Annotated in this window: 12 protein-coding genes and 1 other RNA gene; 2 read left to right on the top strand and 11 right to left on the bottom strand. The window is 61.0% G+C overall.

The features are described 5' to 3' along the window. Positions 1 to 31 precede the first annotated feature (31 nt). The 11 genes from MB02_RS05580 to MB02_RS05625 all read right to left on the bottom strand — a co-directional run bounded on the left by MB02_RS05580 (position 32) and on the right by MB02_RS05625 (position 11,465). Positions 32 to 304 (bottom strand): HU family DNA-binding protein, encoded by a 273-nt coding sequence (locus MB02_RS05580; RefSeq protein WP_067533674.1) that lies wholly within the window; start codon positions 302 to 304, stop codon positions 32 to 34. Between the two features lie 236 nt (positions 305 to 540). Next, complete coding sequence (lon, locus tag MB02_RS05585) at positions 541 to 2,934, bottom strand: endopeptidase La (protein ID WP_067533677.1); 2,394 nt, start codon at positions 2,932 to 2,934, stop codon at positions 541 to 543. Between the two features lie 225 nt (positions 2,935 to 3,159). Continuing rightward, the gene (locus tag MB02_RS05590; protein ID WP_067533681.1) at positions 3,160 to 4,221 is read right to left on the bottom strand and encodes a choice-of-anchor A family protein; all 1,062 of its coding nucleotides are present in this window, start codon (positions 4,219 to 4,221) and stop codon (positions 3,160 to 3,162) included. Then, positions 4,218 to 4,613 carry a hypothetical protein gene (locus MB02_RS17625; protein ID WP_156495426.1) on the bottom strand — a complete coding sequence of 132 codons (396 nt, stop codon included), beginning with the start codon at positions 4,611 to 4,613 and terminating at the stop codon, positions 4,218 to 4,220. Before MB02_RS17625 ends, MB02_RS05590 begins: the two co-directional genes overlap by 4 nt. 47 nt (positions 4,614 to 4,660) lie before the next feature. Then, the gene (locus tag MB02_RS05595; RefSeq protein ID WP_235829431.1) at positions 4,661 to 5,029 is read right to left on the bottom strand and encodes a nuclear transport factor 2 family protein; all 369 of its coding nucleotides are present in this window, start codon (positions 5,027 to 5,029) and stop codon (positions 4,661 to 4,663) included. A gap of 55 nt (positions 5,030 to 5,084) precedes the next feature. Then, the gene (locus tag MB02_RS05600; RefSeq protein ID WP_067533687.1) at positions 5,085 to 5,426 is read right to left on the bottom strand and encodes a YbaB/EbfC family nucleoid-associated protein; all 342 of its coding nucleotides are present in this window, start codon (positions 5,424 to 5,426) and stop codon (positions 5,085 to 5,087) included. Between the two features lie 10 nt (positions 5,427 to 5,436). Beyond that, positions 5,437 to 7,290 carry a DNA polymerase III subunit gamma/tau gene (locus MB02_RS05605; protein WP_067533689.1) on the bottom strand — a complete coding sequence of 618 codons (1,854 nt, stop codon included), beginning with the start codon at positions 7,288 to 7,290 and terminating at the stop codon, positions 5,437 to 5,439. A gap of 69 nt (positions 7,291 to 7,359) precedes the next feature. After that, an RNA gene (gene ffs / locus MB02_RS05610) (signal recognition particle sRNA small type) lies at positions 7,360 to 7,454 on the bottom strand. A 136-nt stretch (positions 7,455 to 7,590) separates the two neighbouring features. After that, positions 7,591 to 7,869, bottom strand: a complete 279-nt coding sequence (locus MB02_RS05615) for an ETC complex I subunit (protein ID WP_067534199.1) — start codon at positions 7,867 to 7,869, stop codon at positions 7,591 to 7,593. Between the two features lie 58 nt (positions 7,870 to 7,927). Then, on the bottom strand, positions 7,928 to 10,357 hold the full coding sequence (hrpB, locus tag MB02_RS05620; protein WP_067533692.1) for an ATP-dependent helicase HrpB: 2,430 nt from the start codon (positions 10,355 to 10,357) through the stop codon (positions 7,928 to 7,930). A gap of 97 nt (positions 10,358 to 10,454) precedes the next feature. Further along, positions 10,455 to 11,465 (bottom strand): polyprenyl synthetase family protein, encoded by a 1,011-nt coding sequence (locus MB02_RS05625; RefSeq protein WP_067533695.1) that lies wholly within the window; start codon positions 11,463 to 11,465, stop codon positions 10,455 to 10,457. 65 nt (positions 11,466 to 11,530) lie between these two features. On the opposite strand from MB02_RS05625, the gene MB02_RS05630 reads away from it, so the two are divergent. Continuing rightward, complete coding sequence (locus tag MB02_RS05630) at positions 11,531 to 11,830, top strand: chorismate mutase (RefSeq protein ID WP_067533698.1); 300 nt, start codon at positions 11,531 to 11,533, stop codon at positions 11,828 to 11,830. Between the two features lie 40 nt (positions 11,831 to 11,870). Beyond that, complete coding sequence (locus MB02_RS05635; protein ID WP_067533702.1) at positions 11,871 to 12,308, top strand: hypothetical protein; 438 nt, start codon at positions 11,871 to 11,873, stop codon at positions 12,306 to 12,308. Positions 12,309 to 12,310 lie beyond the last annotated feature (2 nt).

The following is a 12,310-nucleotide window of genomic DNA, read 5'->3' on the forward strand; positions in this document are numbered from 1 at the left end:
GCGAGGCATAACGGCCTGTCAGGTTTCAGTCTTAGTTGACCGCATCCTTCAGGCCCTTGCCGGCCTTGAACTTCGGCTGGGTCGATGCCTTGATCGTCATCGCTTCACCCGTGCGCGGGTTGCGGCCGGTCGAGGCCTTGCGCTTTGCGGTCGAGAAGGTTCCGAAACCGACCAGACGGACTTCATCGCCCTTCGCCAGCGCCGAGGTGATCGAATCGAAGACACCCTCAACAGCCTTGGTCGCATCGCCACGGGAAAGGCCGCTGGAATCGGCAACGGCGCTGATCAGATCGTTTTTGTTCATGGTCTTTTAAACCCCCTACCTAGAGAAAATTCGTAGTCGTTGAATTGCCTCTCCAACGGTGCGCGACTTGAGCGGGTTTTCGGCTCTCTGTCAAAGGCAATAACGGCGCAAAAGTGCGGTTTTCAACCGATTCGCCTGCCATTTTCGACGAACCGTTTACGTAAAGGACGCATGTTGCGCTGCGGAAACCCGAAGGTCCCCGCAGCCAGGTCCCGAGTCGCTGCGTTGCAGCAGAATCAGTGAGCCGTTTGCGAGGCTGGCCCACCCGGGGCCGGGTGGCCCGGCTGGCTCGCCAAATCGTCGTCTTCCGTCCACTCAATCGCAACCAACGCATCCGTCAAAGCCCGCTTGAGCACTTCGTCGACATGCGCCACCGGGATGATTTCCAGCCCTTGCTTCACATTGTCGGGAATTTCGACGAGGTCCTTCACGTTTTCTTCCGGGATCAACACTGTCTTGATTCCACCGCGCAATGCCGCCAGCAGCTTTTCCTTCAGCCCACCGATTGCAAGGACCCGTCCGCGCAAGGTGACTTCACCTGTCATGGCAACGTCGGGCCGCACCGCAATGCCGGTCAGGGTCGAAACGATGGACGTTACCATGCCCACACCGGCACTTGGCCCATCCTTCGGCACCGCACCTTCGGGAAGGTGAATATGGATATTCTTGCGCTGAAACAGCGAAGGCTTGATCCCATAAGCAGGTGCACGCGCCTTCACGAAGCTGAAAGCGGTCTGAATCGATTCATTCATGACCTCGCCCAGCTTGCCCGTGCTCCGGATTTCACCTTTACCCGGCGTCGTAACGCTTTCGATGGTCAGCAGTTCACCGCCGACCTCCGTCCAGGCCAGACCGGTCACGGCCCCGACCTGGGCCTCCTCTTCGGACATGCCATGCTTGAACTTGCGCACCCCGGCATAATCGCCAAGGTTTTCCGGCGTAATCGTGATGCTCGTCGCTTCCTTTTCCAGGATCTTGCGCAACACCTTGCGCGCCAGCCGCGCAATTTCGCGTTCCAGCGTCCGTACGCCCGCTTCGCGCGTGTAGTAACGGATCAGATCGCGCAGACCTTCCTCCGTGAGAGTGAATTCACCCTTGCGAAGCCCGTGCTGCTTCACTTGCTTGGGTACGAGGTGCCGCTGGGCAATCTCGACCTTTTCATCCTCGGTGTAGCCTTCCAGCCGAATGATCTCCATGCGGTCGAGCAGCGGCTGCGGCAGGTTGAGGCTGTTCGCAGTGGTAACGAACATGATGTCGGAAAGATCGTAATCCAGTTCCAGATAGTGATCCTGGAACTTGGCGTTCTGTTCCGGGTCCAGCACCTCAAGCAGTGCCGATGCCGGATCACCCCGGAAATCCTGGCCGAGCTTGTCGATTTCATCGAGCAGGAAAAGCGGGTTTGACGTACCTGCTTTACGCAGATTGGAAATAATCTTGCCCGGCAGCGAACCGATATAGGTCCGCCGGTGTCCACGGATTTCGGCCTCGTCCCGCACACCGCCTAGCGATTGGCGCACGAATTCACGGCCCGTCGCCTTGGCGATGGACTTGCCCAGGCTGGTCTTGCCGACGCCCGGCGGACCGACGAGGCACAGAATCGGCCCTTTCAGTTTATTGGTGCGCGCCTGAACCGCGAGATACTCCACGATCCGTTCCTTGACCTTGTCGAGCGCGTAGTGATCTTCATCGAGAATGGCCTGAGCCTTGGCGATATCCTTTTTCAGCCGGCTCTTCTTACCCCACGGGAGGCCAAGCAAAACGTCGAGATAGTTGCGGATGACTGTAGCCTCCGCACTCATCGGTTGCATGGTCTTCAGCTTCTTGAGTTCCGCCGTTGCTTTGGCCTTGGCTTCCTTCGACAGCTTGAGCGTGTCGATCTTTTCCTGCAGCTCGGCCACTTCGTCGGCTTCGCTGTCATCGCCGCCGCCCAGTTCCGACTGAATCGCCTTCAACTGTTCGTTGAGATAATATTCGCGCTGGGTCTTCTCCATCTGCCGTTTCACGCGACCACGGATCTTACGTTCCACTTGCAGGACCGAAAGCTCGCCTTCCATGAAGGAATAGACCATTTCGAGCCGCTTGAACGGATCACGCTCCGTCAGGAGTGCCTGCTTGTCCGAAACTTTTGCGCTCAGATTCGCCGCAATCGTATCGGCCAACCGTGCAGGGTCGTCGATCTCGGCCAGTTGCTCGCCAAGATCCTCCGGCAGTTTTTTGTTCAGCTTCGCATATTCGCCAAATTGTTCGACGACGCTGCGCATCATGGCCGACACTTCCGTGCCTTCCGCCGTTTCGGTGTCCAGCAATTCGACCTGAGCGACGACAAAGCCCTTCTCCTCCCGCATGGAGGCGAGCTTCGCGCGGCTGTGCCCTTCGACCAGCACGCGAACCGTGCCATCGGGCAGCTTGAGCAGTTGCAGAACCTGGGCAACCACGCCGACATCGTAGAGATCGTCGTCGGCCGGATCGTCACAGCCCGGATCGAGCTGGGCCGCCAGGAAGATTTCCTTGTCGCCCGCCATCACCTCTTCCAACGCAGCCACGGATTTCTCGCGCCCGACGAAGAGGGGGACGACCATACCGGGGAAGACGACAATGTCGCGCAAAGGCAGGAGGGGGTAGAGATTCATAAGCTCACAATTCCAGATTCAAGGACGTCTTTGAGACGTGCAGGGAGGAATTCCCTTGAGTTGAACCGAATATGGGGAGCCTATGGATGGCGCGCAATGGCCTTCTGGCCCTCATCTGTGGATGGGAGGGCCTGTAACAGGCAAATTTCGGGCTTAACGATGTGACATCGTCCGGAACTTGTTTCCGGCAGGTGCAGACTTCGCCCCTGCCGGAAGATGGTGAAATCAGGCCGCGCGCCTGCGGCGGCGATACCCGATATACAGCCCGCCCAATGCAATCGCCATCAGGCCGAGAACGCCAGGTTCAGGGACGGGAGAGCCCCCGGAACTGCTGCCTCCGCTGGACCCGGAAGGCGGGGTCGAAGGCGGAACATAACCGCCACCATAAGTCCCAACATGCATTTCGCCGTCCTGGTTCAGGTTGCCAAACACACCTGATCCCTGGATGTAATTATAGGTATGCGCATCGGCCTTGGGCGCAAGCACACTGCCCCCCCAGGCCGTGGTCAAAGTCAGATCTTCGGCATCGGGGAAATTCCAGATGACCTTTTCGCCGAGATTGTTGGTACCGCCCAGAAAGTTGTCATTGAGATTGATCGACGTGCCGCTGACGTTCACGACGACCGTTTCCGCGCCGTTGAGATTGAACTGAATCTCGCCGATGCTGTTGAGCTGGTCAGACGTGATATTGAACACGGCCATGCCATCGCTGCCAGGCTGTGCATTGAAAGTGCCGCGATTTCCGGAAATCTCCATCTGACTGTTCGCGGAAAGCGTGCTCATTTCATATGACAGGTTGTTCATGCTGGTCGTCAGCAGGCTCTTGTCCTGCTGCAATCCCTGCGCAAACGCGGGGTCCGACGCGGCAAGACCGGTCGTGACGGTATTCTGATTGATGTTGGTGTGGGACAATGAACCACCGACCAGAACGGTCTGGGGATCGCCATTGAGATTGAAGCCGCTATCGACATTCCCGCCAATGATCGCGCCCGAACCGTTATTCAGGTTCTTGGTCCCGCCCGTGACATTGCCGACCACGGTAAGGCCCGGCTGCGCACTGGGGGAAGGCGCGACCTGCGCGATGTTATAGTTCGACGAGTTACCCGAGAGATCGCCGCCGACGAACGTGCGCCCTTCGACTTCCGAGCTGGAAACGAGGTCGCCCAGCACGATCAGGTTCCATTCGCTCAGCGCATTGATGCCCGAAGGGGTGTCAGCGTGAGCCGGTGTCACGAACATGGCGGCGGCAAACAACAAGGCCGCACGGGAGCGACGAATCAATTTCATTCCAACCTCTGTTTCGAAGGGGCACGGGTACGCGTGGGCAAATAGGGATCGAAAGCGCTCAGAAAAGAAACTATTTCAAGCTGTCCCGAACCGGGATGCCGGATACCCTCAATTCCGTCGGGACCACTGCACCAAGAGGCAAAAGTGACAAAGTTGACAGGGTTCTGACGATAACAATTCCTCCCTTCCGCCAGCGGCAATGCAGCTACTCCAGAGCGGGTGAAAAGTGGCCGTTCCATGCCTGTTTTCAAAGCATTTTTCATTGAAGTAGGAAAACGGTTTCGCGAAAACTTCAAGCTGAACGCCTGACTATCCCACCCGCCGCATTCATCTTCGAATACTTGTTTCCGCAAGCCGCAAAACATAAGGGGGGCAGCCGTCCAATCGGTCACAGCTACCCCCTGCGCCGAGCCAATGGCTCATGCGAAATGCAAACGACCTAGGCTTGCGGCACGATCTCGATCCGGACGATCTTGCCATTCTCGGCTGTATAATGGCCGGTCAGATTTAGAACCATCTCCTGACCCTTGGGAATGGGCTGGCCCAAGAAATCCGCGATATCCGCCTTGGCAGTGAGGCTGTCTCGAATTTTCACGGTAGCGGAGTTGCCCTCAACCGCAATTTCCTGCGGCTCCATGACATCGATGAATTGATCGGTCATGAACTGGTACGTCGCAAGGTATGCGTCCCGACCAAACTGCGTGCCCATTGCCGAAACCAGTTCAACCTGGGGGTCGAGCAATTGCGACAGACGATCCGAATCCACCGAGTTATAGGCAGCATAGTATGACCTGATGAGGTCTTCCATTGGCATCCTCTCCCTATTTATTTTCTGGATTGCGCCTCACCGCGAGGCCGCCGGATTACCCCAATCCGGGGAAATTGAATCCCGGCGGCAGGCCGAGCCCTTGTTGCATACGGCCCATTTCCTCGTTGGCGATCTGATCGGCCTTGGTCCGCGCATCGTTGAAGGCCGCTGTCACCAGATCTTCGAGCACTTGCTTGTCATCGGGCACGATCAGGCTGTCGTCGATCGACACGCCCAGAACCCGGCCCTTGGCACTGCAACGGATTTTGACAAGACCGCCGCCCGACACACCTTCCACTTCCAGCGCATCCAGCTTGGCCTGCGCATCGTTCATCTGCTTCTGGATAGTCTCGGCCGCCTGTTGGGCCGCCTTGAGCATCTCTTCCATCGACTTCATCGGTTAATCCTCAAGCTCTCTTGGTCCATTGACGCTCACGCCCATGAGGCGAAGCGCCTTCTTCGACAATTTCTGCGCCGGGGAACGCCGCCATCGCGGCTTCTACCAGCGGGTCGCGCAACAAGGCCGCGGCGGCGTTGGCTTTCTCGGCCTCTGCCACTTCGCGCAGGGACGGGGCGCCTTCGCCCTCACCTTTTTCAACCTGCCATTTCGTGCCGGTCGACTTGTACAATGCATCGCGCAATTCCGACACGGGATCGACAGCCAGCCCCGGAACAAGCGAAAAGATCAGCTTGCCGGGCGCGAGGTCTATCACCCGCAACCAGTCGCGCATCAGTTGCGCAATCCGCAAATGCCCTGCCCGATCGACCTGTTCGACCAGATCGTGCCAGTTTACCGAAGCGACCGGCGCAGATGCCCCGGCAGACGCCCCTTCACCCTGCGGCGCGGCAATACCGCTGGCGGCCATTTCCTCCAGCCGTTTAACCAGCGATCCCGGATCGGGCAGATCCGCGGCATGGAGAACACGCAACAAGGCCATTTGCGCCGCAACTTGCGGGTCGGGCGCATTGCGCACCTCATCATGCCCCTTCAGCAGCAATTGCCATAGCCGGTGAAGCTGCGCCGCACCCAGCTTTTCCGCCCATTCCTCAATCGTGGCGCGTTCTTCAGCAGTCGGAGCATCCGCCCCGCTGCGGCCAACCTGGCACACGGTGACGCGATGCGTAAAATCCATCAGCGAACGCATGAGGGCAAGCGGTTCCACACCCAGCGCGTATTGCCGATCCATCCCTTCCAGCAACGTCCGGGCATCGCCAGCCAGAATCGCGGCAAACAGGTCGCGCTGCGCACTCTTGTCCGCAAGGCCCAGCATGTCGCGAACCCGTTCGGCCACGACACGCCCACCCGTATCGAGATCGGCGTGCGCAATAGCCTGGTCGAGAATCGACAACCCGTCGCGCACCGAACCTTCGGCCGCACCGGCGATCAGGTGCAAGGCCTCCGCATCCGCTTCCACGCCTTCCTTGTCGCAGATTCCGGCGAAATGGTCCTGCAACATCGGCGTCGGAATCCGACGCAAGTCAAACCGCTGGCACCGCGACAGGACCGTAACTGGCAACTTGTCCACCTCGGTGGTGGCGAACAGGAATTTCACATGCGCGGGCGGCTCCTCAAGTGTCTTCAGCAAAGCATTGAAAGCATTGCGAGACAGCATGTGAACTTCGTCGATGATATAGATCTTGTAGCGAGCGCTGACAGCGGCGTAGCGGACTGCCTCGACGATTTCGCGCACGTCATCGACACCGGTATGGCTGGCGGCATCCATTTCGATCACGTCGATGTGGCGACCTTCGGCAATGGCCTGGCAGGGTTCACACTGACCGCATGGAGCGATGGTCGGGCCGCCCTGCCCATCGGGCCCAATGCAATTGAGCGCCTTGGCGATCAGCCGTGCGGTAGAGGTCTTTCCCACCCCCCGCACGCCCGTCATCAGGAAGGCATGAGCCAGCCGTTCGCGTTCTATCGCGTTGGCCAGCGTGCGCACCATCGCCTCCTGCCCGATCAGTTCCGCGAAAGTCTGCGGCCGGTATTTGCGGGCCAGCACGCGATAAGGCTGCGCTGCGGCGGGTGGAACCACGGTCGGCGCCGAAGCGGCATCGGAGACCTCTGTCGATTCGGCAGCAGGAGCCACCGGCTCCGGCACGGCGTCTTCCGGTGCAGATTGGGCCGGTGGGGATTGGGCCTGTTCCGGCGCGCCAAACATCGAAGACTGCCCTGCCGCCTCCAGTTCAGCGGCACTGGGGGCGGTTTTCTCGCCTTCGTTCTCTGGCTCGTCGCCAAACATGTCGGGTGAATCGGCCATCGCGCTCAAGTTAGGGCCTCAAGCGGCGATTGTCAGGGGAAAAGGGTCTCGGGCGAGACCTCATCTTGGGGAAAAGGAGCCGAGCGACCCGCCGCAATCCGTTGTGGCTGCTTCCTTCCGGACCTGACCAAGTTGGCGAACGCAAACGTCCACCCGACTCCCGGCGCGGCATATGGCTGCGCTCCGGCAAGAATGCAAGACTTCCCGGCCGCGCTTCATTCAGGGGATTCATCGGGGTGGCGGCACAGGCAACGGCCACCGTTCGCACGGCGGCACCCACCAGAGAGCAAAAAGCACCGATTATTTGAAATTGTCGGCGTAGGCCTGAATCTTCAGGCGCTTGGGCGGTGTCGCGTGAACACGGGCCGCAATGCCGTACTTTGCGGCATAGGCCTGCGCCTCTTCCTTGTTCGGGAACCGCAGCTGGACCTGCGCCTGCATATCCCCGCTGCCGGCCCAGCCCATCAACGGGTCAGGCTTGCGCGCTTCAGCCGGCGCGAATTCAAGGATCCACTGATCGCAAAGCGCCTTGCCGGACTGCATGGCGTTCTTCGGGCGTTGGTAGATGCGTGCAGACATGCCTTGGCACTGTCCCGAATCGCCGACGAAATCAAGAGTGCTTGCCACCGTGCAGCATTTAACGGCGCGAATTTTCGAAAGCGTTCTTCGTTTTCAGGCTCGGCGCTTCTTTCCAGGGCTCTTCCGGCCAGCGATGCCGCGGGTAACGGCCTTTCATTTCCTTGGCCACATCGCGCCAGCTCCCTCGCCAGAATCCGGGCAAATCGCGCGTCGCCTGAATCGGTCTTCCCGCCGGAGAGGTAAGTTGCAGGAGCAAGGGCGTGTTGCCCGCCATGGGGTGCCGGTCCAACCCGAACAACGCCTGCACACGCACTTCCACACAGGGGCCGCCCTCATGCGCGTAGTCGATGGCATGGCGGGTCCCGGCCGGGCTGGTGAACTCACGCGGAGTAAGGCGATCGAGCTGCTGACGGCTGTCCCAGTCGAGCCGTCCGAGCAGAGCATCCACCAATGCCCCTTTGGGCAGATCGCAATCGCGCCGCCCCTGCAACAGCGGGGCGAGCCATTCCTCCGCCTCTTGCGCCAGACGTTCGGGCGACAAGGCGTCCAACTCCGCATAGCGCGCCCGCGCCATCAGTGCCGCCGGGAGCAATTCGGGCAGCCGGTTTTTCGCCTTTTCCAGCAGAAGCGCCGCAACGGCATCCGGATCGGGCCGGGAATCCGGTCCGCTGGAAAGAGTGATCGCGCCCAGCCGGCGTTCCAGCCGCGCTTCGACACGCCCTTCCGTCTCATTCCAGCGCAGTTGCGAGCGACGCTCTATCCGGTCGCCCAGCCATTGTTCGACCTCCTCTGCGGAGAGCCCGATACCTGCCATGATCCGCGCGCCTCTGGCCTGCCCCTGCGCATCTCCGATTACGAGCCACTCGTGGCTGGCCAAGGGAGACAGCGGATCGAGAATATATCCTCTGCCACCGGCCGAAAGCCAGTTTTCGCCCGATGGATCGCGACGGCGGGCGACATTGGCCGGCAATGCCATCGCGAGCAGTATGCCGGGAGGGGGGCCATTGTCATCGGCCTGCCCCACCAGCTTTGCCGCACGTCTGGCCCAGCCGTCCGCCAATTTGCGCGATGCCTGCGCGCGGGCGGAACGGTCCGCGTTCCAGCGGGCAAGGCGCTGCACCAGATCTTCCCCTCGCCCGCCAAGCCCCCGCTCCTGCAACAGCAGCGCCAATCGCGCGGCATCAACTGCCGCGCCATGTCGGGCACCGAACAATACCATCGCCGCCTGGGCCGGATCTATCGGCAGGGCGGCGATCCACTGCCCGCGCTCGGTTATTCGCCCTTCTTCGTCGAGCGCGCCCAAATCCTGCAACCGCCCCCGTGCTGCGGACAAGGCCGCATCTGGCGGCGTATCCAGCCAGGGCAGCGACTGGGGATCGCCCGCCCCCCATTTCGCCAGGGCGAGCGTCAGTGGGGCAAGATCGACGGTCACGATTTCGGGCGGATCGAATTCCGGGCGCCCCTGATGCGCCGCTTCTTCCCACAAGCGATAGGCAACGCCCGGCCCCTGCCGCGCGGCGCGGCCCGCCCGCTGAGCCGCTGCGGCGCGGCTCGCCCTTACTGTCACCAGATGACTGACCCCAGCCGCAAGGTCGAATTCCGCCCGTCGGGAAAGACCCGCGTCGACGACCACCGAAACCCCGTCGAGCGTGAGCGACGTTTCCGCGATCGCGGTTGCCAGCACGATCCTGCGGTGGCCATTGGGATCGCGCCGGATGGCATGGCGTTGCGCCGCCGGTTCCACCTGACCGTGGAGGGGCAGGACCGGCACACCCGGCAACCTTTCCACCAGCCGTTCCGCCGTACGCTCGATCTCTCGCACACCAGGCAGGAAGGCCAGAATATCTCCCTGCTCCTCCCTCCATGCGGTGAGAATGGCGCTCGCCATTGCATCCTCGGTGCGCTTTTCCGGCGATGCACCGAGCCACCGGATACGCAGCGGGTAAGCCTTGCCCTCGCTTTCGATGACAGGGGCGTCCTCTCCCATGAGACGAGCAAAGCGGGCGCCGTCGATAGTCGCGGACATGACCAGAATCCGCAGGTCCTCACGCAGGACGGCCTGGCTCTCCAGAGCGAGCGCCAGGCCAAGATCGCTATCGATATGGCGTTCGTGCGCTTCATCGAACAGTACCGCGCTGACGCCGGACAGTTCAGGGTCTTCCAGCACCTGGGCAACGAAAATCGCTTCGGTCACGACAAGTATGCGCGTCCGGGCCGAACGCTTGCTGTCCAGGCGCGTGAGATAGCCGACTGTTTCGCCCGCCTTCTCCCCCAGCATGTCCGCCATCCGTTCTGCCGCGGCGCGTGCCGCGACCCGCCGGGGGGACAGCAGGATCACTGTCCCACTGCACCATGCCTCATCCAGCAGGGCCGGTGCGACCGCCGTGGTCTTGCCCGCGCCGGGCGGCGCGATCAGCACTGCCGACGGCGTGGCGCGCAAAGCGGCAAGCAGGTCCGGCAGGACGGCATGAATGGGCAGGTCGGACATTCGCTCTACCCCCTAGCGCCATGCCGGATGTGTTTCAGCATCCATTTCGCCCCGCCCGCCGATCAATTCCCGGCGCGGGTGAAGAACGCTGCGAAACTCAGTAGCCCCGGCTCACCGCGAATTGGGCAGCTTCCGTCATGGCGGCGCGTGCCTTGCCTTCGGGGAAAATGGAAAGGGCGTCGATGGCGCGTTCGGCAAAGTGGCGGGCGCGTTCACGCGTGGCATTGACCGCATCCTGCCTGCGGATCAACTCGACCGCGTGCGCAAGATCTTCATCCTCGTTGCGAAAACCGGCAATGGCTTCCTGCCAGAACCGCCGTTCCTCGTCATTGCCGCGCGCATAGGCAAGAATGACCGGCAAAGTCATCTTGCCCTCGCGGAAGTCATCGCCCCGTTCCTTGCCCATTTCGGCCGCGTCGGAATCGTAATCGATCGCATCGTCGACGAGCTGGAAAGCTATGCCGAGATTGCGGCCATAGTCATCCAGCGCCCGTTCCTCCGCCTCGTCCTTCTCGGCAACCACGGCGGCGATCCGGCTGGCCGCAGCGAACAGTGCGGCTGTCTTCGCGCCGATGATATGGAGATAGCGGTCCTCGCTCGTTTCGATGACCCGCTGGGCGGTAAGCTGGTCGACTTCGCCCTGTGCGATAACGGCAGCAGCGCCCGAGAGGATTTTCAGCACCTTGAGGCTGCCATCCTCCACCATCAATTCGAATGCGCGGGCAAACAGGAAATCGCCCACCAGCACGGTGGCCGGGTTCCCGAAAACGAGATTTGCCGCCTCTTTTCCACGGCGCGTTTCCGAACCGTCGACGACATCGTCATGCAACAAGGTGGCCGTGTGGATGAATTCCACAGCCGCAGCCAGTTTGTGATGACGCATGCCATGATAGCCCACGAGTTCAGCCCCGGCGAGAGTCAGCATCGGGCGCATGCGTTTCCCCCCGCCGGAGATCAGATGTCCGGCAAGGGCGGGAATTAGCGGAATTTCGCTCTGCATCCGGTCGAGAATCACAGTATTGACCGCGTTCATCGCAGTCGCTGTGAGAGACAGGATCGGAGCCAGTGAAGGCTCCTTGCGTGGCAGGGAAACAACCTCGGCGCTCATGGAAGGCGCACATGGGACGGTTGGCGGCGCTTGGCAAGCGTGGAATCCGTGCTAGGGCACGGTCCATGACCCAAACGACCGCCGATGACACCATGCTTGCCGCTTATCGCAAGAGCATCGACAATATCGACGCCGCCCTCATTCACATGCTGGCGGAGCGTTTTCGCATCACCAAGGCAGTGGGCGAATACAAGGCCCGGACAGAGCTTCCCCCCGCCGACCCCGCGCGTGAAGAGCGGCAAATCGCCCGTTTGCGCAAACTGGCGGAAGAGGCCGATCTCGATCCCGAGTTCAGCGAAAAGTTCCTGCGCTTCATTATCGACGAAGTGATCCGGCATCACGAACAGGCCAAGGCGGGAAGATAAGCCCGCGGCGCCGAGACATCCGTGAAGAAGGAGAATTCATATGCGCTTCCCCCAGATCCTTGCAGTTTCCGCATTGGCCCTGACAGCCGCCTGCTCCGGTTCGAATGAACCATCCGACACTGCTGGCGAGCAGACGAGCGACACGGCAACTGAAATGGCATCTGCCAATGACGGGCTGGCCGTAACTCCCGATTATTTGGCGGGTGAGTGGTGCTATGAACGGTTCGAAGCGGGCGACGATGTGTCCAACGAACAGATCACCTACAATTTCGCAGCCGACGGCACGCTCAAGTACCAGAACAATTCATCGTCCCCGGTGGACAAGGACGGCAGCTACGCGTTCACTGACGGTGTGCTCGTCATCAAGCCCGCCTTCTCCATGTTCAAGCTGAAGCCTGCCACTCTGGGCGACAAGGAAATGGTATTCGAGGCGATGGGCGGACGTTTCATCTGGTCGCGCGGCGCCTGTCAGGGCTGACC

The sequence above is a fragment of the Croceicoccus estronivorus genome (assembly GCF_001625325.1).
Taxonomy (GTDB): domain Bacteria; phylum Pseudomonadota; class Alphaproteobacteria; order Sphingomonadales; family Sphingomonadaceae; genus Caenibius; species Caenibius estronivorus.